Origin of the sequence: Pantoea sp. BJ2, assembly GCF_040255075.1 — a bacterium.
Taxonomy (GTDB): Bacteria; Pseudomonadota; Gammaproteobacteria; order Enterobacterales; family Enterobacteriaceae; genus Pantoea; species Pantoea leporis.
The window spans coordinates 3,991,050-4,013,342 of sequence record NZ_CP158292.1 but is presented as its reverse complement, the minus strand read 5'-3'; the positions used below and the strand labels follow the sequence as shown (position 1 = coordinate 4,013,342).

Here is a 22,293-nt window from a genome sequence, read left to right as displayed (position 1 = left end):
ACGATAGTCATCCTGTTCACTGCGAAAATACAATTATAGTCTGCTAAGTTACATATTCCTGCAGGACTTGGCTGAGCCATTCCATAAACACTCGCACGCGGCGCGCCACGTTGCGGCGATGCGGATAAAGCAGCGAGATGGGCATCGGTTTCGCCGGGAAATGATGCAGCACTTCCACCAGTTGCCCCGACTCCAGTAGCGGCTGTACGCCAATCGCCGGCACCTGAATAATGCCGAGCCCTGCCATGCAGGCGGCGCGATAGGTTTCGGTGCTGTTTACCGTCACTACGCCGCCGGTTTGAACGTAATGACACTGTTTGCCATCAAAATATTCAAAGCCCAATGAAGGTTGTCCCAGCTGCTGGGTGTAATGCACCATCGCGTGTTGCGACAGATCTTCCAGCCGCACCGGCATGCCGAAGCGGGAAAGGTAGCCGGGGCTGGCGCAGTTGATCAACGCGTGCGAGCCGATTTTCCGCGCAATCAGCCCGGAATCTTTCAGCTCGCCGACGCGCACCACGCAGTCAAATCCTTCGCGAATCACATCAACCTGACGATCGCTGCTGCTCAACTCAATTTCCAGACCGGGATAGTGCTGCAAAAACTCCGGCAATCGTGGCAGCACAAAGCCGGTCGCCATCGCCACCGACATGTCCACGCGCAATTTGCCGCTTAAGGTGCCGGGATCGTGCTGGAACAGGCTGTCCATGTCGTCGAGCATCGACAGTAAATCGAGGCAACGATCGTAATAAACCAGGCCGTCCTGCGTCAGGTGCACACGTCGCGTGGTGCGATGCAGCAGGCGCGTCCCCATTTGATTCTCCAGCGCCTGTAGCTGGCGGGATACGCTGCCTTTCGGTAAACCTAAGCTTTCTGCCGCACGGGTAAAACTGCCCATTTCTGCCACCCGCACAAAAACCTGCATAGCGTGAATTTTATCCATGTTGTTCACCGATTGTTGTTGTTAGTGAAACAGTGCTGCGTATTCCTCTGCGTTTATAGATCAATTATTCACGAATATCCTTAACACGTGTTCAATTTTCCAACTGGAGCGAAACATGAGTCATAAAATTGCATTGATTACCGGCGGAAATCGCGGTTTAGGCAAGAATGGGGCGCTGAAACTGGCTGCCAAAGGCACTGATATCCTGTTTACCTATCGCGGTCACGCGGAAGAAGCGCAGGCGGTTGTGCAGGAGATTGAAGCGCTGGGCGCGCGTGCGGTGGCGTTGCAGTTGGATGTAGGCGACACAGGCACGTTTGACGGCTTCGTGGCGCAGGTGAGAGAAGCGCTGCAGGAAACCTGGCAGCGTGACAGCTTTGATTATTTAGTGAACAATGCCGGTCACGGTCATTACAAGCTGTTCGCAGAGACCAGCGAAGATGAGTTTGACGCGCTAGTGAATGTGCACTTCAAAGGGCCGTTCTTCCTGACGCAAAAACTGCTGCCGCTGATCGTTGATGGTGGACGCATCCTGAATATCTCCAGCGGTTTAACCCGTTTAACGCTGCCAGGTTCAGGCACGTATGCCTCAATTAAAGGCGCGATGGAAGTGTTAACGCGCTATCAGGCCAAAGAGTTAGGCGAGCGCCATATCCGCGTCAACATTCTGGCGCCAGGCGCGATTGAAACCGACTTCGGCGGCGGTCGCGTGCGTGATACCAAAGATCTCAACGATCATATCGCTTCAGTCACCGCGCTGGGCCGCGTTGGCTTGCCGGGTGATATCGGCGATGCCATCAGCGCGATTCTCAGCGATGAAACCGGCTGGATCACCGCACAGCGCATTGAAGCCTCAGGCGGCCAAGGTCTGTAAAAATATAAACTGATGCACATATTCGTAGCGGCGCAATTTATTGCGCAATAAATTGCGCCGCTACGGATGGTGCAGATTACAATTACAGCTCAATCGTCCCGTCAATCACCGTCACGGTTTGGCCACCAATCCAGATCGCTTTATCGCTAAAACTCACCTGAATGCGACCTTCCCGCTGAATCGCGCTGCCCTGACGTGCCCGATAATCCCGCGTTTGCTTGTTAGCCTCGAAGTAGCGTGCCAGACAGGCGTTGGCGCTGCCGGTCACCGGATCCTCAGTCAAGCTGCCGTTCTCAACCAGCAATGCGCGTACTTCATACTGCTCGTTTTCGCCCGACGGCAACGCACCAAAAATTGCCGTACCGTTAACCTCAGCATGCTGATGTAAACGGTGTAAATCGGCTGCTGACGGCACCACATCCAGCACCGCTTGCGCGCTACTCATCGGAATCAGCAGCCAGCGAATACCCATATCAACGATGGTCGGCATTTGGCTGAGATCGAAGCATTCACTGTTCAGCGCGCTGCTCATCAGCGCATCACTGAACGGCGTTAATGTGGCGGCAGGCGCGGCAAACGCCAGCGCACCGTCATCGCTGATTTTCACCTCAACCAGACCAACGCCGCACTCCTGCACGATTTTGCCCGGCGTTTTCAGCGGCCAACCGGCTTCCAGCAGCGCATGCGCGGTGCCTAACGTCGGATGCCCGGCAAAAGGCAGTTCACCTTCGACGGTAAAAATGCGCACGCGGTAATCCGCCGCCGCATCCTGTGGCGGCAGCACAAAGGTGGTTTCCGACAGATTGGTCCAGCGCGCAATCGCCGTCAGCTGCGCGTCACTCAATCCCTGTGCATCCATGATCACCGCCAGCGGATTACCTTTAAACGCCGACGAGGTAAACACGTCCACCTGTTTAAATGCGACCTTCATTGTCACTCCTTCCTCGTTGAGGTTGTCTGAAATCGGGATTTACATCCTGCTGATTGCGAAAGGCCAGCAACAGGGCTATGAATAGATTAAGAATTCTGGAATCGGAGTCCGCAATGTTAAAAGTTCTTGGCCGTACTTCATCAATAAACGTGCGAAAAGTTCTGTGGCTGTGCGCAGAACTCGATATTGCGTACGAATTAGAACCCTGGGGCGATGATCCACAATCGCTGCACTCGAAAGAGTTTATGGCACTCAATCCCAACGCCATGGTCCCGGTAATAATCGAGGACGACTTCGTGCTGTGGGAATCCAACGCTATTCTGCGCTATCTCGCCAACAGCAATGGCGGCGAATGGCTCTATCCCGACAATCCCCGCGCGCGCGCGCCAGTTGATCAGTGGATGGATTGGCAAGCCACCGAACTTAACACGTCCTGGCGTTACGCATTTATGTCGCTGGTGCGCAACTCGCCGGCGCATCAGGATCCCCGCTTGCTGGCGGCGGCGGTGAAAGGCTGGACGCACACCATGAACATACTCAACCAGCATCTGGAGAAAACCGGGCGCTATGTCGCAGGCCGCAATTTTTCGCTGGCCGATATTCCGGTTGGGCTGGCGGTGAACCGCTGGTTTGAAACCCCGCTGGAACACCCTGACTTCCCGGCGGTGCAGACTTATTACGAACGCCTGACCGAGCGCGAGCCTTACACCACCTGGGGCCGCAACGGCAAACCCTGATCCTGTCCCGGCGCGAGGCCTGTCATTTCACAGGCCAGCGCGCCGGTGCGCTGTAGCGCCCACGTATAACGTTCATCAAACGGGTAGCAGCAGGAGAGGCGCAACGCATGTCTGTAACGATCGCTCAGGGAGTAGAGCGCGCCCGGCGTCACACAGATTTGCTCCTGCAGCAGACGATGGAACATCTCTACGGTATCAATGTTCCCCGGCAGTTCGACCCAAAAAACAAACCCGCCGCGCGGCAGGGTAGCGCGCGTGCCCTGCGGAAAGTGGCGTGCCAGAATCCCGCGCGCCGCATCCAGATTGGCGGCATAGCGCCGACGCAGCGTGCGCAGATGATGATCGTAGCCGCCGCTGGCAAGAAATTCGGCCAGGGTTTCACTTAACAAGCGTGATTCCGCCATCGACGACACCGCTTTGAGGTGAGCGATAGCGTCATGAAAACGCCCGGCAGCAGTCCAGCCGACGCGGAAATCAGGCGCCACGGTTTTGGTAAAGCTGGTGCAGTAAATCACCCAACCCTCGCTATCAAACGCCTTTACTGGCGGCGACAGCGGCCACTCAAACTGCAATTCGTCGTACAAACCATCTTCCAGCAGTGGAACGTGGTAAGTGTTCACTAACTTCGCCAGCCGCTTTTTATTCTCTAGCGGCATCACATATCCCAGCGGGTTCTGCGCGCCGGGCATGGCGATCACCGCCTGAACCCGCTTCTCCTGCAGCAGCATCTCCAGCGCATCCAGCGACAGTCCCTGCTGCGGATCGGTAGGAATTTCCAGCGCTTTCAGCCCCAGCGACGCCAGCAGCGGGAACAGGAAGAAATAGGTCGGCGACTCCAAACCAATGCAATCGCCGGGTTTAGTCACCGCGCGCAGCGCCAGCTGGAGTGCTTCCATGCAGCCGTGCGTCAGTGTGATCGCCTGCGGCGGCAAGTTGATGCCGTTGTGCAGGGCACGACGCGCAATCTCCTCCCGTAAGCGCTCACTACCGGGTGGAAGCGCATAGCGTCCGATAATGTCGGGATTTTGGCGCAAAATCGACGCAGTAATTCGCCCGATTCGTGCCGCCGGATAGAAGGTGCCATCCTGCGGACAGGCTAATGAGATATTGGTGTAATCGGGATTATTTTGCGCCGCGAACACTTGCTCAATCAGCTCCAGCTTCTGCGCGCTGGGATCGTTGATTTTTGCCGGTAGCGGTTTTACTGAACGCGTCACGGCGGGCAGCACGCCACGCACGTAATAACCCGACTGCGGCCGCGATTCAATCAGGCCGCGATCTTCGAGGATTTGCCATGCATTGAGCACGGTATTGATACTCACCTGATGCGATTGTGCCACGCGGCGTATCGCCGGCAGCCGTTTACCCGGCTTCAGCGTGCCCTGATGTATCGACTCGGCAAAGCTATCGACCAACTGCTGATACAGCGTTTGACCGGATGAGAGTGGAAGGGACACAAAAGCCTCCGCGCGCGATGGGTACAATTCATTTTTGAAACAACTGTACCCATTACAATAGTGGTTTTGTGTCTCTGTTTCCATTGCAACATACGCATTAGCATGAAGGCATCATTGATTCTTCAGGAAGCGCATCATGCTCGATCCATCATTCTTCAGCTACGTCACCGTGATGTCGATCACGCCGGGTCCAAATAACCTGCTGCTGGCAACGTCGGGTGTTAACTTTGGCTTTAAACGCACGCTGCCGATGCTGTTTGGCATCCTGCTAGGCTGCGCAATACAGATGCTACTGGCGAGCGTGGCGCTGGATGCGCTGCTGCACTGGATGGGCGCGATTCGCCTGCCGCTGACGGTAGTCGGCTGTAGCTATCTGCTGTGGCTTTCGTGGAAGATTTTCCGCGCTGGCGCGCCGCAACTGCGTGAACGCCCGCGTCCCATGACGCTAATTGGCGGCATCTGTTTCCAGGCGGTGAATCCCAAAGCCTGGCTGATGGTCACCAACGTGGCGCTGATGTACGCCAACAGTAACGGCGTGCTGACGGTGCTACTGGGATTCGCCGCACTGAATCTGCCGTGCATTTTGATTTGGGCAGCGCTGGGCGATCGCCTTCGCAGCCATCTGCAGGTCGCGTGGAAACGTCAGGCGTTTAACAGTTTGATGGCGCTGTCGCTGGTGGCGACAACTGCGTGGATGTTGTACGACGCGGTGCTGCTGAGCTAGCCATAAAAAAGAGGCCGCTTTCGCGGCCTCTCATCTTGCCAACATCCAATACTACCTTGTTACTTACCCACCACGTGCGCGGTTTCGCGCGCTTCATCGTTGGCGGCATCGGGTGTAATCACCGGCTCGTAGTCGAGTTGCAGCACGCGACTGGTATCGGCCAGCACTTTCTCGGTCAGTGCGACGTCGCCGTTCAGCTTGCGGCCCCACGATGGGATCACCATGCGGATTTTGGTCTGCCACTCCGGTGAACGCATCTGTTCCGGGAAGGCTTTCGCCATCAGCTCAAGCATAATCGGTGCGGCGGTGGAGGCGCCCGGCGAGGCACCCAGCAGGGCGGAAATGGTGCCATCTTCCGAAGTCACCACTTCAGTACCAAGACGCAGCACGCCACCTTCAACGGCATCGTTCTTGATGATTTGCACGCGCTGGCCGGCAGTGACTAAACGCCAATCTTCCTGCTTCGCCTGCGGCACGTAAGCGCGCAACGCTTCCATACGATCGCTGTCGCTTTGCAACACCTGATCAACCAGATATTTCACCAGGTCGAAGCTCTTCAGGCCAACCTGCACCATCGGCTTGAGGTTGCTGGTGTTCATCGCGCCGAACATATCCAGCAGCGAACCCTCTTTGAGGAATTTGGTTGAGAAGGTAGCAAACGGCCCAAACAGCAGCACCTGTTTGCCATCCAGCACGCGGGTATCGACGTGCGGCACCGACATCGGCGGTGCGCCGACGCTGGCTTTGCCATACACCTTCGCCATATGCTGTTTCACCACGTCAGGATTTTCCGTCACCAGGAATGAACCGCCCACCGGGAAACCGGCGTAGCCTTTCACTTCCGGAATGCCGGATTTCTGCAGCAGCGGCAACGCCGCACCGCCGGCACCGATAAACAGCTGACGCGTGGTCAGCACACGATTTTCACCGCTGGCCAGATTATGCAGCGTGACCTGCCAGCGACCGTCGCTCAGGCGTTTGATATCACGCACTTCCTGGCGCAGACGCAGGCGGAAATTGGCTTTCTTCTCTAAAGAGGCAATCAGCTGACGCGTTACTTCACCGAAGTTCACGTCGGTACCCATTTCGGTCCAGGTCGCCGCCACTTTCTGTTTGCTGTCGCGGCCGTTCATCACCAGCGGAATCCACTTAGTGATTTGATCGCGGTCTTCAGAGTAATTCATGCCACGGAAAAGGGTGCTTTTCTGCAGCGCATTGAAACGCTTGCGCAGGAATTCAACGTTATCGTCGCCCCAGACGAAACTCATGTGCGGCGTACTGTGGATAAAGCTTTTAGGATTGCGCAGGTTGCCTTTCTGCACGTGATACGCCCAGAACTGACGCGAAATCTGGAACGATTCGTTAATTGCGACCGCTTTGGCGATGTCGATGCTGCCATCCGCCTTCTGCGGCGTATAGTTGAGCTCCGCCAGCGCGGCGTGACCGGTTCCGGCGTTGTTCCAGCCATTAGAGGATTCAACGGCCACATCATCAAGACGTTCAACCATCTCAACTGACCAGTCAGGCTCGAGATCTTGCAGCCATGCGCCCAAAGTCGCACTCATCACGCCTGCGCCAATCAGCAGTACGTCGACGTCTTTTCGTTCCTGAAGGTTTGCACTTTCCATTGAAGCGGCGGCGAGCGCCAGATTTACCGCAGTAGTACTCATGAGGCGACATCTCCTCTCTCTGTTGACCTGAAGCTCAACAGGTTCGCAGGCGAAATAGCCGCGCTTCTTTCGAGCGCGTGGCGCTATCTCTCAAAGGTTAAGACTCAGGTATAAGTCACGGGGACGATAACGGTTAACTGCACGTTATGCATATGCATTCGAATATAACATTCTCGTATCGGAATTAAACGTTTGTTTATTTTTTAAAGGCGGAAATGATTCAGCATAAGAATTAATCAGCTCAACCTCGCGGTCATAAGGGATTTTTATCTCTTAATCAGACGGTTAGCGTAATGCAGTTGTTACGCTATTGTGAGGGGTTTTGACGGGGGTGAAAACGGCAGGTGATATGCATCACATTTTAATGTGTTGAAAAATATATGTTTTAACTAAATTGATTATTTATGCGGATTTTATGTTGCGCAATATTTCGCCATGTCGTGTAAAAGTAATGTTACATTTTTGTGGTGATGAATTGAGGTCTGGCCGAGTAAAGCTGCCAGAAGAAAAATGCATCACCTTGCCGGAAAAACGATCAGCGTGATCGGCGGCGCCACAGGAAGCGAATGACGAAAAACTCGATCGCGCCCAGCAGCAAAAACCACAAACTAAAGACGATGGTATACAGCTGATTAACATCCATCAGATGCAGGGTTTCCTGCAATTGTTTTGCCAGCTCAATACCAAATGAAGGCGCGGGCAGCAGCAGGGCGGAAAGAAAGCCTAGCAGCAGAATGCCGCCTGGGATGATCAGCGTTTCGAATGGGTTATTCATGGTCATTGTCCAAATCAGTTAGCGCGGGCATTAGCGCATAAAACCGCGCTACGGTGCAATCCCCGCGCCGGCTCGCGCTCAGAAATTTCTTCTATTCCATTCACTTAGCGTCAAAAATAGCGGAAGTTAAAAGTTATAGCCTTTGCTATACTTAAATCCCTGATTTTACTGTCTTTTTTTTGCCGTTTTTGCGTGTTAGACTGCGCGCACTTTTTCATTACTGAACAATAAATGCGGAGAAGTAGCGGCTTTAGCGCCGGTTCCGCGGCATTGATTGAAAACCCATGACATTTATCGCAACCCTGATTTTGGCCTTTGGCATGTCGATGGACGCTTTCGCCGCAGCACTGGGCAAAGGCGCGTCGCTGCATCGCCCAGGTTTCAAAGAGGCACTGCGAACCGGCCTGATTTTCGGCGTTATCGAAATGTTGACGCCGCTGATTGGCTGGGCAATTGGCCTCGCGGCCAGCCGCTACATCATGGCGTGGGATCATTGGGTGGCATTCGTGCTGTTAACCGTGCTGGGCGGCCGTATGATGATGGAAGGTTTTCGTCAAACCGCTGACGAGCCGTGCGAAGCGCCGCAGCGTCATGGTTTTATGGTGCTGGCGTTAACCGCTGTCGCCACCAGTCTTGATGCGCTGGCCGTCGGTGTTGGCCTGGCGTTCCTGCAGGTGAACATCATCATGACCGCCGTCACCATCGGCGCGGCGACCACTATCATGGCAACCACCGGCGTATTGGTTGGACGCTTTATCGGCCCGGTGATGGGCAAATGGGCGGAAGTGTTGGGCGGCGTGGTGCTGATCAGCATTGGCTGCACCATTTTAAGCGAGCATTTAGGCTGGTTTAACTAACCACGTTGTCGTTGCGCCATTCATGGCGACCTCTTCTTCACACCCGCACCAACCCCCAATTCTGTGATCTACTTTAAAAATAATTGCGGTAAAAACGCTCAGCGGCTATACTTTTTGCGTATTTCTTCAACAATTTTTGAACCAGGTGCTTTATGAAACGCTTTTTCCGCTACGTGTTCCGTTCTTATGTCGAGACTTTCAAACACGTACCGCCGGGTGCTTTAAACTAAGCATTCCGTCAAATACCCTCGATAATCGCGGTCAGGGATCGACCTGTGGTTATCAACGATTTTCTTATCTATCCAGCCGCTAATCTCCCCATTTTTCCCCTAACTCGCTGATAAAACTCCTCACCCATTAGATTTCGATCTGGCTATAGCCGCACGTTATACCCCGCTACTAAACAAGCATTCGTCACCCCATCTTCTGCGTGAAATAGTCAATTCAGGCCCTATAAACCGTCTGAAACGAGAAACATCATGCTGATCCCACAACCTTATTTACTCTTCCTCGGCGATGTAACCGATCCACTGGCCGCTAAAACCGCACGCGGCATTCACGTCTGGCGTCCAGAGCAGTGCGTTGGCGAAATCAAACTGCCGGGCTGCACCGTCACGCTTGGTCTCGACGTCCTCGACATCGCCGCTGCCAAAGCGCGCGGTGCCAAAACGCTGGTGCTCGGCACCGCCAATGCCGGCGGTTACTTGCCCACGCATTGGCTCGACACGGTAAAAAGCGCCCTCTCTGCCGGGATGAACGTGGCCAGCGGTTTGCACCATCGTCTGGTGGATGAGCCGGAGCTGGTGGCGTTGGCCAAAGAGTCCGGCGTTGAACTGTTCGACCTGCGCCACATGCGCCCAAAACTGGAGGTCGGCAGCGGTAAAAAGCGCACAGGTAAGCGTGTACTTACTGTCGGCACCGATTGCTCGGTAGGCAAGATGTATACCTCGCTGGCGCTGGAAGCCGCGATGCGTGAACGCGGCATGCAAGCCGATTTCCGCGCCACCGGCCAGACCGGTATTTTGGTCGCGGGCGAAGGTATCGCGATTGATGCAGTGATTGCCGACTTCATCGCCGGCGCGGTCGAAGCGCTGTCGCCAGCCAATGACGCCGATCACTGGGATATCGTTGAAGGTCAGGGTTCGCTGTTCCATCCTTCCTATGCTGGCGTCAGCATGGGCCTGATCCACGGTGCGCAGCCGCACTGGCTGGTGATGTGCCATGAAATGGGGCGTCCGCATATGCGTCATCTGCCGCATCAGCCAATGGTCAGCCTGAAAGATTGCGTTGAAGCCAACCTGCGCGCAGCGCACGTCACCAGCGACGCGGTTCAGCTGGCCGGTTTCGCCATCAACACCTCGAACTACAGCGAAGACGAAGCGCGCGCCTATTGTGCAGAGATCAGCGCCGAATTCGGCGTGCCTGCTACCGATCCGGTGCGTTTTGGCATTGCGGATATCGCCGCGCTGCTGCAGGAGCGTGGCTAACATGCGGCGCATGCAGATTGAAGTGCTGGAGCTGCCGCTGGCGCGTCCGTTCGCCATCTCACGCGGTACGCGCACCGCAGTCACGGTGATTCGCGTGACGCTGGAGCAGAACGGCTTTATTGGCCGCGGCGAATGTACGCCAACGCCGCGCTACGATGAAACGCCAGAAAGCGTCAACGCCGAACTGGAAGCGCTGCGCGCTGCCATGGAAGCGGGCCTGAGCCGCCTCGATCTGCAAAGCCGTTTATCAGCGGGTTCAGCGCGTAATGCGCTGGACTGTGCGCTGTGGCGTCTCGATGCCGCGCTGGCGAAGTACACGCTGTGGCAACAGTGCGAGCGTCGTCAGCCGCCATCGGTGATCACCGCCGAAACTCTCAGCCTCGACTCCATCGAAAACATGGCCGCCGCCGCTGCCGATGCGGTATCACGCGGCGCCATCCTGCTGAAAATCAAACTTAATCGCGACGACATTCTGGAGAAAGTCGCCGCGATTCGTCAGGCCGCGCCGCGCGCCACCTTAATCATTGATGCCAACGAAGCCTGGTCGGGCGTGGATTTGCCCAGCCTGTTCAACGCGCTGGCGAGTTTTAACATCGCGATGGTCGAGCAGCCGCTGCCGGCGGGTCAGGATCAGGCGTTGCAGCGCTTCACGCACCCGATTCCGGTGTGTGCCGACGAGAGCTGCCACACCCGCGAGGACATCGCGCCGCTGCGCAATCGCTACGAGATGATCAACATCAAGCTGGATAAGTGCGGCGGTTTGACCGAAGCGCTGGCGATGGTGGAAGAGGCGCAGAAGCACGATATGCGGTTGATGGTCGGCTGCATGCTCGGTTCTTCACTGGCGATGGAAGCGGCGCTGCCGGTGGCGATTGCCGCTGAACATGTCGATCTCGATGGCCCCATTTGGCTGGCCGCCGATAGCTCGCCCTTCCTTTCTTACGCTCAAGGCCAAATCTGGCTGTAACCCGCACGCGGAGCAACGATGACGGACACTTTACTCACATCCAACGCCGCCAGCGTTGCCGGTTCAGAACCGGTGCTCGCGATTCAGGATCTCAGCGTCAGTTTTCGCGGCCGCAGCGGCGAAAATCAGGCGTTGAAGGGCATCAGTTTTAACATTCATCAGGGCGAAATTGTCGCCGTGGTGGGCGAAAGTGGCTCGGGTAAATCGGTCACCTCGCTGGCGGTGATGGGCTTGCTAGCCGCATCCGGGCGTATCGATCGCGGCAGCATGCAGTTCCGCGATCGTCAGGGCCACGTGCATCAGCTTGCCACGCTGAATGAAACCCAGCGCCGTGCTTTGCGTGGTCGCGAAATGGCGATGATATTTCAGGAGCCGATGACCTCGCTCAATCCGGTGCTGCGCGTCGGCGATCAGCTGACTGAAGCGCTGCGTGACCATCAGATTTGCGATAAAAGTCAGGCCGACTCGCGCGCACGTGAATTACTGCGCCAGGTGCGCATCGCCGATGTGGACCGCGTAATGAAAAGCTATCCGCATTCGCTGTCGGGCGGCATGCGCCAGCGCGTGATGATTGCGCAGGCGCTGGCCTGCGATCCGCAACTTTTAATCGCCGATGAGCCGACCACCGCGCTGGATGTCACGGTGCAGGCGCGCATTCTGCACATCCTGCGCGACCTGCAACGCGAGAAGCAGATGGCGGTGCTGTTCATTACTCACGACATGGGCGTGGTGGCAGAAATCGCCGATCGCGTGGTGGTGATGCTGCGTGGCGAAGTGGTTGAGCAGGGCACAGTCAGCGACATCTTTAACGCGCCGCAGCATCCTTACACCAAAGCGTTACTGGCGGCGGTGCCGAAACTTGGCGATATGCGTGAACACGCATGGCCGCAGCGTTTTCCGCTGTTGGGCAGCAATGCCAGCGATAACAGCGAGCAGCGCACCGCGCGCTATGACGAAACGCCGCTGCTGGACGTGCGTGGCCTGAAAGTGTATTACCCGATTCGCAGCGGGATTTTCTCGGCGCTCACCCATCAGGTGCACGCGGTGGAGCAGATCGACTTCAGCCTGTGGCCGGGCGAAACCCTGGCGATTGTCGGCGAAAGCGGCTGCGGTAAATCCACTACCGGCCGCGCGCTGATGCGGCTGATTAACAGCGACGCCGACAGCATCCATTTCCAGGGCAATGAAATCGCCAACCTGAAAGAAGCGCAGTTCCAGCCGCTGCGCCGTGAAATCCAGATGGTGTTTCAGGATCCCTACGCCTCGCTCAATCCACGTCTCACTGTCGGCTTCACCATCGCCGAACCGCTGCTGCTGCACGGCAGGGTGAAATCGCTGGAAGAAGCGTCGCCGCAGGTTGATGCGTTGCTGAAAAGCGTGGGCTTATTGCCGGAACATGCGCGGCGCTATCCGCACGAATTTTCCGGCGGCCAGCGCCAGCGTATTGCGATTGCGCGTGCCATGGCGTTGAAACCCAAAGTGATCATCGCCGACGAAGCCGTCTCGGCGCTGGACGTGTCGATTCAGGCGCAGGTGGTGAACCTGATGATGGATCTGCAACAGCAAACCGGCGTGGCGTGGATTTTTATCTCGCACGACATGGCGGTGGTGGAACGTATCGCTAACCGCGTGGCGGTGATGTATCTCGGCCAGATTGTTGAGCTGGGCCCGCGCCAATCGGTGTTCAACCAGCCGCAACATCCTTATACCCAACGTCTGCTGGCCTCGGTGCCGGTGGCCGATCCCCAGAACCGGCAACCCCGTACTTTCGAAGAGGGCGAAATTCCTTCGCCGCTGCGCAAGGTGGGAGAAACGGTCATTAAACCGCGTTATCGCCAGGTTGCTCCGCAACACTGGGTCGCTGACTTTGTTTCGCGCTAACCCTCAATACCAGGAGATTTCATGAATCCGATTTTTCGCCGTACTGCGCTTGCGCTGGGATTGACCCTCTCGCTGGCCGCCGCCGCTCAGGCGCAGGATCTGCGCATTTCGATGTATGCCGATATCACCGGCCTCGATCCGCACGATACCTCCGATAACGTCAGCTACTCGGTGCAGAGCGGCATCTTCGAGCGTCTGTTCCAGTTCGATGCAAAGATGAAGCTGCAGCCGTGGCTCGCCACCAGCTACACCAGCAACGATAGCGCCACCGAATTTACCCTGACGCTGCGTAAAGACGTGACCTTCCAGGACGGCACGCCGTTCGATGCTGAAGCGGTGAAAGCCAACCTCGATCGCCTTGCCGACCAGAGCAAAGGCCTCAAGCGCAACAGCCTTTACAAGATGATTGCCAAGGTAACGGTGCTGGCGCCGGATCAGGTGAAAATCGATCTGAACCAATCGTTTGGTGCCTTCATTAACACGCTGGCGCATCCGTCGGCGGTGATGTGGAGCCCGGCGATTCTCAAGCAGTATCCGGAAGAAGCGCAGCTGCGTCTGCATCCGGTCGGCACCGGCCCGTTCAAGTTTGTAACGTGGCAGCCGGGCAAAGCGGTGACGCTGGCGAAATACGACGGCTACTGGCAAAAAGGCTGGCCGAAAGTGGATAACGTGATCTTCTCGCCCAGCCCGGAAGATGCCACGCGCGTTGCGGCGCTGAAGTCGGGCCAGGTGGATGCGATCTGGCCGCTGCCATCCGATCTGATCGCCACCGTGCAGAGCGACAGCAAACTGGCGGTACAGCGCGATCCAAGCATTTATCTCTATTACATGGCGATCAACACTCAGCACAAACCGCTGAATGATGTGCGCGTGCGGCAGGCGATCAACTACGCCATTGACCGCGATCTGTGGCTGAAAGTGGCGTTTGCCGGCATGGGTAAACCGGCCAGTTCGGCGATTCCGGAAGGCGTGCAGTTCTACCAGAAGCAGAGCGCGCCTAACTATCGCTATGCGCCAGATGAAGCCAAAGCGCTGCTGAAGGCCGCCGGTTATCCGAATGGCCTCGATCTCAAACTGTGGGTCACCAACGCCACCGCCAGCGTGCGTGCCGCGCAGGTGTTAAAAGCGCAGCTGGCAACGGTGGGCATTCGCGCCACGGTCACGCCGATGGATTCCGGCACACGCAACGCCAAACTGTGGGGCGTGAAGGATCCGAAACAGGCGGAATTTGATCTCTACTACGGCGGCTGGTCGACCTCAACCGGTGATGCCGATTGGGCCTTGCGTCCACTCTACGCCACCGAATCCTGGGTGCCGACCTCGTATAACGTTTCGTACTTCAGCAACGCCGAAGCCGACAAAGCGATTGCCGGTGGCTTAGCCACCGCCGATCCGGCCAAGCGTGGTGAAGCCTACGCCGAAGCGCAGAAAGTGTTGTGGAAAGAGGCACCGGTAGCGTTCCTCGGCACGCCAGACAACCTGGTCGGCAAACGCAGCACGCTGAGCGGTGTGTCGATGCTGCCGGATGGTAACTTCCTGTTTAATCAGGCGACGTTTAAGTAAAGGTTGGGTGGGGTTGGGGGCTCGCTGTCCCCCTACGAATGTGCTTGCTGCACCCCACGAATGTGCTCGCTGTCCCCCTCCTCGGTCCTCCCCCATAAATGGGGGAGGAAGATGCTGCCACATGCAGCTTCATCACTGGCATGTGGCAGCATCTCCTTCCCCCGCAAGCGGGGGAAGGCCGGGATGGGGGACAGCCAGCACGGTCTGGGGACAGCCAGCACGATCTGGAGACAGCCAGCACCATCCCAAAAAATAAAGGAACCGCATGTTCGCATACATCATTCGCCGACTGCTGGAGATGATCCCCGTATTGCTGGTGGTCTCGCTGCTGGTCTTCGGCTTCATCAAACTGCTGCCTGGCGATCCGGCGCGTATCTACGCCGGGCCGGATGCGCCTTTGGCCGCGGTGGAAGCAGCGCGTCAGCATCTCGGACTTAACGATCCGCTGCCGCAGCAATATATCAACTGGATCGGCGGCCTGCTGCGTGGCGATCTGGGCGTCACTTATCGCACCCAACAGCCGGTGCTGGACGTGATCAAACAGGGCTTTATGCCGACGCTGTGGCTGGCGCTGGCCGGGTTTGCCTGGTCGGTGATTCTGGGGTTATTCCTCGGCGTATTTGCCGCACTGAAACGCGGTAAATGGCAGGACTGGACCTTAATGAGCGTCGCCGTCGGCGGCATTTCCATGCCCACTTTCTGGCTTGGTCTGCTGCTGATCCAGTTCGTCGCCATGCCGTTTGGCCTGTTCTCCGTCAGCGGCTTCAACCAGCCCAGCGACATCGTATTACCCGCGATCACGCTCGGTTCCTCGGTGGCAGCGGTAATGGCGCGCTTCACCCGTTCGGCGTTTCTTGAAGTGGCGCAGGAAGATTACGTGCGCACCGCCAAAGCCAAAGGGCTGCGCAATCGGCTGATAACGTGGAAACACGTGATGCGCAATGCGTTGATCCCGGTGATCACCATGCTCGGTTTGCAGTTCGGTTTCTTACTCGGCGGATCGATCGTGGTCGAAAGCGTGTTCAACTGGCCGGGATTGGGCTGGCTGTTGATCGAGTCGATCAAGGCGCAGGATCAACCGGTGATCCAGGCATTAGTCATGCTGTTCGTGTTTGAATTTATCGTCATTAACCTGCTGGTCGATCTGCTGTATGCCGTGGTCAACCCAGCAATTCGCCTGCGACAGGAGCCCTGATGAGTCTGCAATCTCTGCCTGCCCACGCGCAGGAGGCGATCCGTTCGCCGTGGCGCGATTTCCTGCACGCGCTGGTGCGTAATCCGCTGGCGCTGGTCTCCGGCGGCTTTGTGCTGCTGCTGGTGCTGGTGGCCATTTTCGCCCCGTGGCTGGCGCCGTGGGATCCGATGGCGCCGGACTGGATGGCGCTGTCATCGCCGCCGTCCAGTACGCACTGGATGGGCACCGACGAACTGGGTCGCGATCTGTTCAGCCGCATCATCTTTGGCGCACGCATCTCGCTGTACGTTGGCGTGCTGTCGGTAACGCTCGGCATGGTGGTGGGCGTGCTGCTGGGTTTGCTGGCGGGCTATTACGGACGCTGGATCGATATGTTGATTATGCGTGGCTCCGACGTGCTGTTCGCCTTTCCCGGCATGCTGCTGGCGATTGCGGTGGTAGCGATTCTCGGTCCGGGACTCAACAACGTCATCATTGCGGTGGCCATCTTCAGCGTGCCGGTATTTGCCCGTATCGTGCGTGCTTCTACGCTGTCGCTGAAACAGGCAGCTTATGTTGAAGCGGTGCGCTGCGCCGGTGCGCCGGATCGCGTGATTCTGCTGCGCCATATTCTGCCGGGCACGCTGTCAAACGTGATTGTCTATTTCACTATGCGTATTGGCACCAGTATTCTGACCGCCGCCGGGCTGAGTTTTATCGGCCTCGGCCCGGAACCCGATGTGCCGGAGTGGGGCAATATTCTGGCGATGAGCCGCAGCATGATGATGGCGGGCTTGTGGCACGTCAGCGTGTTTCCGGGTCTGGCGATATTTATTACCGTGCTGGCGTTTAACCTGCTGGGTGATGCGCTGCGCGACACGCTCGATCCCAAACTGAAGAGTTAAGCATGGACTTTCAACAACTGCAGCGCGACCTGCTGCTGCAACGCTGGCGCAACGAGCGCCAGTTGGGACAACCGCGCAGCGCCAGCGGGCCAACCAATCGCATCAGCGATGTGCCGGGCGTGCGCGTCGGTCACTACACGCTAGCCGACGGCGAGCGACAAACCGGCGTTACCGCGATTGTGCCGCCGGGCGACAATCTGTTTATCCAGCCGCTGCCTTGTGCGGCGGCGGTGTTTAACGGTTTCGCCAAGCCGGTTGGCCTGGTGCAGGTTGAAGAGTTAGGCGTGCTGCAAACGCCGATTCTACTGAGCAACACGCTGGCGGTTGGCACGCTGTTTACTACGCTGGTGCGCGATGCCATCAGCCGCAACCGCGAGTTGGGCCGCAGCTTGCCCACGGTCAATCCGCTGGCGCTGGAGTGCAATGACGGCTGGCTTAACGATATTCAGGCGCTGGCGATCACCGAAGCGATGGCGCAGCAAGCACTCTATGACGCCACGGCAGATTTCGAGCGCGGCAGCGTCGGTGCCGGGCGCGGCATGAGCTGTTTCAGTTTGAAAGGCGGCATTGGCACCGCATCGCGCAGTATTCCGTCGCTCAACGCCACGCTGGGCGTGCTGGTGCTGGCGAACTTTGGCGCGTTAACTGCGCTGACGCTGGATGGCGTACGCCTGGGTGAAATGATCGCGCCGCTGCTGCCGGAACTGACGCCGCAGCGCGATGCCGGTTCCATCATCATTATTATGGCGACCGATACGCCGCTCGATGCACGTCAGCTGAAGCGCGTCGCCAAACGCGCCGGTGCCGGTTTGGGACGACTGGGCAGCTATTGGGGCCACGGTTCGGGCGATATCGCGCTGGCGTTTTCCACCCAGCCGCAGCCGCAACCGCCAGAAGAGTCCACGCTGGAACCGCTGCTCGCCGCCGCCGCCGATGCCACCGAACACGCGGTGCTGGATGCCTTACTCAGCGCCGAATCTGTCACCGGTTTTCGCGGCCATCATCGGCCGTCGTTAACGGAAGTATTGGATAAATTAAGTTGATGAAAATCTTTATCTCAGCCGATATCGAAGGCATCGCCGGCGTGATGCGACCAGAACAGTGTTCACCCGGCCACGCCGAATACCAACTGGCACGCGGATTGATGGAACAGGAAATTAACGCCGCGATCGATGGCGCCTTTGCTGGCGGCGCAACGGAAGTGGTGGTGGCCGACAGCCACGCGCAGATGACCAACCTGCGTGCGGAAAATATCGATCCCCGCGCGCGCATGGTGCAGGGCAAACCGCGCGGCTTATCGATGGTAGAAGGCATTGAGCAGCAGCCGTTTGATGGCCTGTTCTTTATCGGCTATCACAGCGCGGCGGGTGAACCGGGTGTGCTGGCGCACACCATTAACGGCCGTGCGTTCTGGCGCATTCACATCAACGGCAAGGTGATGGGCGAAAGCGACATTTACGCTGCAGCCGCGGCTGAACAGGGCACGCCGCTGTGGCTGGTGAGCGGCGACGACCAGCTTAAAGGCTGGATTGCCGAGCATTATCCCTCGGTGGATTACGTCTGTGTGAAACGCGCCATCTCGCACACCTGCGCCGAATCCATTAGCCCGCAGGCAGCGCAAAATGCCATTCGCGCTGCAGCGACGGCCGCCGTGCAACGCAAACGCCAGGTCAGCACCACGCGCCTGATCGCGCCCTATGAGATGCAGCTGCAAGCCAGCAAACCGGTGCTGGCGGATTTGTTCAGCCTGATTCCCGGCGTGACGCGCATTGACGCGGTCACCGTTGGCTATCGCGCGGATGACATGAACACGTTGATTAGCCTGCTGAGCGCCTTCTCCTATCTGGCGACCACGCAGTCGTAATGTAAAATGTGCGATAAATCGCGCCGCTACCAATATGTGCACATACCGTAGCGGCGCAATTTATTGCGCGATGTGGAAAATAGCGTCATCAGGTCGGTCCGCATTTCCTGCTGAATTTTGCTAACCTGCGCGCAATTTATAGATCACAACGAGGCAGTCATGCAGCTCTGCAGTTTTTATCTTATTGACCAGCAAAGAAAAAGTTACGGTATTGTGCAGCAAGAGGGCGTGATTGATATCGGCTTGCGTCTTGGCGCTGACTGCCCGGACCTGAAAACCTTGCTGCAACGCGGCGCGTTAAGCGATCTCGACGCCTATGTGTCCCAGCCGATTGATCACCCGTTTAGCGCCATTCGCTTCCTGCCGGTGGTGGAAAATCCTGGCAAAGTGTTCTGCGTTGGCATGAACTACGCCGACAAACGCAAAGAGTTTGCCGAGACGATTGAAGCGCCGACGCTATTTGTGCGTTTCGCGGATTCGCTGGCGGCGCACCAGCAGCCGCTGCTGAAACCCATCACCACGCAGGAATTTGATTACGAAGGTGAACTGGCGGTGATCATCGGCCAAGCGGCCTATCAGGTGAAAGCCGCCGATGCGTTGCAGCACGTTGCGGGCTACAGCTGCTTTATGGATGCCACGGTGCGCGACATGCAGTTTACCTGGTTCACCGCCGGGAAAAACTGGCAGCAGACCGGCGGTTTCGGACCGTGGATGACCACCGCTGACGAGATCCCCGATCCGCAGCAGCTGGCGATCAAAACCTGGCTCAATCAGCGCGAAGTGCAGAACGACACCACCGCCAGCATGGTGCATCCGGTGGCGAAGATCATTGAGTACATCTCCGCGTTCAGCCCGCTGTCGCCAGGCGATGTGATCATCACCGGTTCACCGGGCGGCGTCGGTAAAAAACGCACGCCACCGCTGTTTATGTTCCCCGGCGATGAGATTGAAGTGGAAATCGAGAAAATCGGTCGTTTACATCATTACGTGGCTTAGCGCCCGTCATACTTCGAGCCGCCGCTGCGTTGGCTATGTGTGCTCACCCCAGTCACTTACTGATGTAAGCTCCTGGGGATTCACCCACTTGCCGCCTTGCTGCAACTCGAATTATTTAGGGCGTGCTGTCTGTAAAAAGCGCACCACGCGGCTACGATTCAATTGCAGCCGCAGCGTGTCGCCTTCGCGCGCAATCGCGAAGCGCTTCTCCCACGGTCCATCCTGCGCGGTAGCTAATAGGCGATCGTTGCCCAGCGACTGTAAACGCGCACGAATCGCTGCCGGGCCGATGCCCATGATTAAGCTGTCGCCCTCAATCACCAACTCGCTGCGCCACTGCGGCGCGAACCAGCGGCCCTGCAGATGATCGAGGCTGGCCTGATCGGCCTGCACCGGCACAAAACGTCGGGCGGCATGACCAATCTCTCCCACAATCGCCGCGCCAGCATGGCGTAATTGCATCGGGAAAGTGCTGGAGAGCGACACCGCCGTGCCGTGCACATCGTCACGCCACAAGGTTTCGCCTGCGCCGAGCCAGGTGGCGGTCACGCCTTTGATTTCCAGCCAGTCGGCGGCGTCTTCCGCCACGTAAAGTCCGGGCGTTAAATCGTGTCCTTTCTCCGGTAACGCACGATTGAGCAGCGCCGCCATCACGCGCAGCACGCTTTCTGAGGTGGTGACATCTTCGCGGTTGGCGACCAGCGCCACGCCGATTTTCAGCTCCGGATGCAGCAGGAAATAGCTCTTATAACCGGCATGCGAACCGCCGTGACCGAACAGCGTCTGGCTGCCAAGCATCGAGCTGGTGATGCCCAAACCGTATCCGCTGGTGCGACCATCGTTGAGATGACGCGGCGCGCTCAGGCGCTGCAGCACGCCCGCGCCCGGCCCGCTATCGGCCAGCAGGCTTTGCAGCCAGCGCGTCAGATGATTCAGGCTGCCGGTGACGCTGCCCGATGCCGAGAGATGCAAACCGGCGCTGGAGAGCTGCCACTGCGCGCCGTTTTGCCAGTAGCCGGGCACTAAACCGGGCACAATATCGAACCAGCTTTCCGGCGCAATCAGGTTGATGTCCAGCGGATCGCAGATGTACTGCTGCAGCAGATCATTAAATAACACGCCTTTGGCTTTCAGCGCCTCTTCAACCAGCCGATAGCCGGTGTTGGTGTAGGAGATTTCGCTGCCGGGCGCGTAGTTGAGATCGCCTTCGCGCGCGACAAAATCCAGCAGGTCGTCGGCGCGGGTGGCGTTGTACACCGACAATCCCAGCAGCGATAAGGTTTCGCGCACGTCCGGCAAACCGCTGCTCATATCCAGCGCCTGGCCGACAGTGATCTGGCCGTTGGCGCCGCGCAGCTGCGGCAGATGCTGCACCAGCGGATCGTCGAGCTTGAGATAGCGGCGTCCCGGTCCGGTCACCAGCGCGGCAAACAGATGTTTGGTGATGGAGGCGAAACGCACCACGCTGTCGGCGCTAAACGGCGTTTGCTGCGCCAAATCAGCCAATCCGGCGCAGTGCGTTGAGTGAATCTGCTGCGCATCAAACAGGATCATCGCACCGCCCGGCGCGCCGGGCTGTTGCCAGCTTTCAGTGATCTGTTGTGCGACATCCGCGGCGCGTTGCCAGTAAGCGGTCATGCCGGTTCCTCCAGCGTCATGCTGAGATCGAAAAGTTGGGCGGTATGTGGATGCTGGATGCGTCGCGCGCGCAGATCGTCGGCGCTCAGCTGTTCCACCATCTCGCCATTCTGCATCACGCCAATGCGCTGACACAGATGCGTTACCACCGCGAGGTTATGCGTCACCATAATGTAGGTGAGTTTGCGCTCGCTGCGGAGATCGCTGAGTAAATTGAGAATTTCGGCCTGCACCGACACATCCAGCGCCGAGGTCGGCTCATCCAGCAGCAGCACTTCCGGTTCGGCGATCAGCGCGCGCGCAATCGCCACGCGCTGACGCTGGCCGCCCGACAGCTGATGCGGATAGCGGAAACGCACCGACGCGGGCAACCCCACTTCGCTTAACGCCTGGCTGATGCGCTGTTCGGCGCGATCGAGCTGATGCACCAGCAGCGGTTCGTGCAGGATGCGATCGATGGTCTGGCGCGGGTGCAGCGAACCAAACGGATCCTGAAATACCATCTGCACCTGACGATAGAAGGCGCGGCTGCGTTTGGCGCTGAGCTGCATGCCACCAAACAGCATGCTGCCTTGCCAGTCGGCATTCAGTCCGGCGAGCGCGCGCAGGATGGTGGATTTGCCCGAGCCGCTTTCACCGACCAGGCCAAAGCTTTCGCCGTTACCGACCGAGAAACTGACGTCTTTTACCGCCGTGTGCGCACCGAAGTTGATGCGCAGGTTATCGATTTGAATCATGGGAAGCCTGTTTTCATTTTTCACGCACCATTCCGTAGCGGCGCAATTTATTGCGCAATGCCCGGATGAGCACGGTGCCAACATCAAAATGCGCGATGAATCGCGCCGCTACG

20 protein-coding genes are annotated in these 22,293 nt (G+C 57.7%); 13 read left to right on the top strand and 7 right to left on the bottom strand.

Annotated features, from left to right (window positions below; translation table 11 throughout):
* Nucleotides 1-43: 43 nt before the first annotated feature.
* The gene (locus tag AAF463_RS18635) at nt 44-943 is read right to left on the bottom strand and encodes a LysR family transcriptional regulator (RefSeq protein ID WP_101762793.1); all 900 of its coding nucleotides are present in this window, start codon (nt 941-943) and stop codon (nt 44-46) included.
* Between the two features lie 115 nt (nt 944-1,058).
* On the opposite strand from AAF463_RS18635, the gene AAF463_RS18630 reads away from it, so the two are divergent.
* A complete protein-coding gene (locus AAF463_RS18630; RefSeq protein WP_350261271.1) occupies nt 1,059-1,817 on the top strand; it encodes an SDR family oxidoreductase in 759 nt (252 codons plus the stop codon).
* Nucleotides 1,818-1,899: 82 nt separating this feature from the next.
* Here AAF463_RS18630 and AAF463_RS18625 read toward each other — a convergent pair whose 3' ends face one another.
* The gene (locus AAF463_RS18625) at nt 1,900-2,748 is read right to left on the bottom strand and encodes a PhzF family phenazine biosynthesis protein (RefSeq protein ID WP_110867711.1); all 849 of its coding nucleotides are present in this window, start codon (nt 2,746-2,748) and stop codon (nt 1,900-1,902) included.
* 113 nt (nt 2,749-2,861) lie between these two features.
* Between AAF463_RS18625 and AAF463_RS18620 the strand changes: the two genes are divergently transcribed.
* Nucleotides 2,862-3,485: a glutathione S-transferase gene (locus AAF463_RS18620; RefSeq protein WP_101762777.1), complete on the top strand. Its 624-nt coding sequence runs from the start codon at nt 2,862-2,864 to the stop codon at nt 3,483-3,485.
* Here the strand turns inward: AAF463_RS18620 and AAF463_RS18615 are convergent.
* Complete coding sequence (locus AAF463_RS18615; protein WP_336769066.1) at nt 3,452-4,942, bottom strand: PLP-dependent aminotransferase family protein; 1,491 nt, start codon at nt 4,940-4,942, stop codon at nt 3,452-3,454. The two genes, AAF463_RS18620 and AAF463_RS18615, sit on opposite strands and share 34 nt — an antisense overlap.
* Before the next feature lie 136 nt (nt 4,943-5,078).
* Between AAF463_RS18615 and AAF463_RS18610 the strand changes: the two genes are divergently transcribed.
* Nucleotides 5,079-5,666, top strand: a complete 588-nt coding sequence (locus AAF463_RS18610; RefSeq protein WP_101762775.1) for a LysE family translocator — start codon at nt 5,079-5,081, stop codon at nt 5,664-5,666.
* A gap of 59 nt (nt 5,667-5,725) precedes the next feature.
* On the opposite strand, the gene mqo is transcribed toward AAF463_RS18610, so the two are convergent.
* Both mqo and AAF463_RS18600 read right to left on the bottom strand, forming a co-directional pair.
* Nucleotides 5,726-7,336 (bottom strand): malate dehydrogenase (quinone), encoded by a 1,611-nt coding sequence (gene mqo, locus AAF463_RS18605; RefSeq protein ID WP_110867709.1) that lies wholly within the window; start codon nt 7,334-7,336, stop codon nt 5,726-5,728.
* A gap of 535 nt (nt 7,337-7,871) precedes the next feature.
* Nucleotides 7,872-8,111, bottom strand: coding sequence for a DUF1158 domain-containing protein (locus AAF463_RS18600; RefSeq protein ID WP_222185956.1), 240 nt, complete (start codon nt 8,109-8,111; stop codon nt 7,872-7,874).
* A gap of 284 nt (nt 8,112-8,395) precedes the next feature.
* Between AAF463_RS18600 and mntP the strand changes: the two genes are divergently transcribed.
* The 10 genes from mntP (at nt 8,396) to AAF463_RS18550 (ending at nt 19,805) form a co-directional block, all read left to right on the top strand.
* A complete protein-coding gene (mntP, locus tag AAF463_RS18595) occupies nt 8,396-8,968 on the top strand; it encodes a manganese efflux pump MntP (RefSeq protein ID WP_101762773.1) in 573 nt (190 codons plus the stop codon).
* A gap of 479 nt (nt 8,969-9,447) precedes the next feature.
* Nucleotides 9,448-10,455, top strand: a complete 1,008-nt coding sequence (gene dgcN, locus AAF463_RS18590) for an N-acetyltransferase DgcN (protein WP_350261270.1) — start codon at nt 9,448-9,450, stop codon at nt 10,453-10,455.
* A gap of 1 nt (nt 10,456) precedes the next feature.
* Nucleotides 10,457-11,422, top strand: a complete 966-nt coding sequence (gene dgcA / locus AAF463_RS18585; RefSeq protein WP_350261269.1) for an N-acetyl-D-Glu racemase DgcA — start codon at nt 10,457-10,459, stop codon at nt 11,420-11,422.
* Between the two features lie 18 nt (nt 11,423-11,440).
* Entirely contained in the window at nt 11,441-13,303 is a 1,863-nt protein-coding gene (locus AAF463_RS18580) for an ABC transporter ATP-binding protein (protein WP_309832702.1), read from the top strand.
* 21 nt (nt 13,304-13,324) lie between these two features.
* Nucleotides 13,325-14,866, top strand: a complete 1,542-nt coding sequence (locus AAF463_RS18575) for a glutathione ABC transporter substrate-binding protein (RefSeq protein ID WP_101762769.1) — start codon at nt 13,325-13,327, stop codon at nt 14,864-14,866.
* 265 nt (nt 14,867-15,131) lie between these two features.
* Entirely contained in the window at nt 15,132-16,061 is a 930-nt protein-coding gene (locus tag AAF463_RS18570) for an ABC transporter permease subunit (protein ID WP_350261268.1), read from the top strand.
* Nucleotides 16,061-16,945: an ABC transporter permease subunit gene (locus AAF463_RS18565; RefSeq protein ID WP_007891891.1), complete on the top strand. Its 885-nt coding sequence runs from the start codon at nt 16,061-16,063 to the stop codon at nt 16,943-16,945. The genes AAF463_RS18570 and AAF463_RS18565 overlap by 1 nt, the downstream gene beginning before the upstream one ends.
* Nucleotides 16,946-16,947: 2 nt before the next feature.
* On the top strand, nt 16,948-17,988 hold the full coding sequence (locus AAF463_RS18560; RefSeq protein WP_350261267.1) for a P1 family peptidase: 1,041 nt from the start codon (nt 16,948-16,950) through the stop codon (nt 17,986-17,988).
* Nucleotides 17,988-18,809 (top strand): M55 family metallopeptidase, encoded by an 822-nt coding sequence (locus AAF463_RS18555; RefSeq protein ID WP_350261266.1) that lies wholly within the window; start codon nt 17,988-17,990, stop codon nt 18,807-18,809. The genes AAF463_RS18560 and AAF463_RS18555 overlap by 1 nt, the downstream gene beginning before the upstream one ends.
* Before the next feature lie 159 nt (nt 18,810-18,968).
* The gene (locus tag AAF463_RS18550) at nt 18,969-19,805 is read left to right on the top strand and encodes a fumarylacetoacetate hydrolase family protein (protein ID WP_101762766.1); all 837 of its coding nucleotides are present in this window, start codon (nt 18,969-18,971) and stop codon (nt 19,803-19,805) included.
* Between the two features lie 111 nt (nt 19,806-19,916).
* Here the strand turns inward: AAF463_RS18550 and AAF463_RS18545 are convergent, their stop codons facing one another.
* Nucleotides 19,917-21,443 (bottom strand): serine hydrolase domain-containing protein, encoded by a 1,527-nt coding sequence (locus AAF463_RS18545; RefSeq protein WP_350261265.1) that lies wholly within the window; start codon nt 21,441-21,443, stop codon nt 19,917-19,919.
* Nucleotides 21,440-22,180: an ABC transporter ATP-binding protein gene (locus AAF463_RS18540; protein ID WP_110867700.1), complete on the bottom strand. Its 741-nt coding sequence runs from the start codon at nt 22,178-22,180 to the stop codon at nt 21,440-21,442. The genes AAF463_RS18545 and AAF463_RS18540 overlap by 4 nt, the downstream gene beginning before the upstream one ends.
* Between the last annotated feature and the right edge of the window lie 113 nt (nt 22,181-22,293).

Bases quoted from the DNA above. Each gene is read 5' to 3' on its own strand.
- AAF463_RS18635 (WP_101762793.1), bottom strand. From the start codon at position 943: ATGGATAAAATTCACGCTATGCAGGTTTTTGTGCGGGTGGCAGAAATG.
- AAF463_RS18630 (WP_350261271.1), top strand. From the start codon at position 1,059: ATGAGTCATAAAATTGCATTGATTACCGGCGGAAATCGCGGTTTAGGC.
- AAF463_RS18625 (WP_110867711.1), bottom strand. From the start codon at position 2,748: ATGAAGGTCGCATTTAAACAGGTGGACGTGTTTACCTCGTCGGCGTTT.
- AAF463_RS18620 (WP_101762777.1), top strand. From the start codon at position 2,862: ATGTTAAAAGTTCTTGGCCGTACTTCATCAATAAACGTGCGAAAAGTT.
- AAF463_RS18610 (WP_101762775.1), top strand. From the start codon at position 5,079: ATGCTCGATCCATCATTCTTCAGCTACGTCACCGTGATGTCGATCACG.
- mqo (WP_110867709.1), bottom strand. From the start codon at position 7,336: ATGAGTACTACTGCGGTAAATCTGGCGCTCGCCGCCGCTTCAATGGAA.
- AAF463_RS18600 (WP_222185956.1), bottom strand. From the start codon at position 8,111: ATGAATAACCCATTCGAAACGCTGATCATCCCAGGCGGCATTCTGCTG.
- mntP (WP_101762773.1), top strand. From the start codon at position 8,396: ATGACATTTATCGCAACCCTGATTTTGGCCTTTGGCATGTCGATGGAC.
- dgcN (WP_350261270.1), top strand. From the start codon at position 9,448: ATGCTGATCCCACAACCTTATTTACTCTTCCTCGGCGATGTAACCGAT.
- dgcA (WP_350261269.1), top strand. From the start codon at position 10,457: ATGCGGCGCATGCAGATTGAAGTGCTGGAGCTGCCGCTGGCGCGTCCG.
- AAF463_RS18580 (WP_309832702.1), top strand. From the start codon at position 11,441: ATGACGGACACTTTACTCACATCCAACGCCGCCAGCGTTGCCGGTTCA.
- AAF463_RS18575 (WP_101762769.1), top strand. From the start codon at position 13,325: ATGAATCCGATTTTTCGCCGTACTGCGCTTGCGCTGGGATTGACCCTC.
- AAF463_RS18570 (WP_350261268.1), top strand. From the start codon at position 15,132: ATGTTCGCATACATCATTCGCCGACTGCTGGAGATGATCCCCGTATTG.
- AAF463_RS18565 (WP_007891891.1), top strand. From the start codon at position 16,061: ATGAGTCTGCAATCTCTGCCTGCCCACGCGCAGGAGGCGATCCGTTCG.
- AAF463_RS18560 (WP_350261267.1), top strand. From the start codon at position 16,948: ATGGACTTTCAACAACTGCAGCGCGACCTGCTGCTGCAACGCTGGCGC.
- AAF463_RS18555 (WP_350261266.1), top strand. From the start codon at position 17,988: ATGAAAATCTTTATCTCAGCCGATATCGAAGGCATCGCCGGCGTGATG.
- AAF463_RS18550 (WP_101762766.1), top strand. From the start codon at position 18,969: ATGCAGCTCTGCAGTTTTTATCTTATTGACCAGCAAAGAAAAAGTTAC.
- AAF463_RS18545 (WP_350261265.1), bottom strand. From the start codon at position 21,443: ATGACCGCTTACTGGCAACGCGCCGCGGATGTCGCACAACAGATCACT.
- AAF463_RS18540 (WP_110867700.1), bottom strand. From the start codon at position 22,180: ATGATTCAAATCGATAACCTGCGCATCAACTTCGGTGCGCACACGGCG.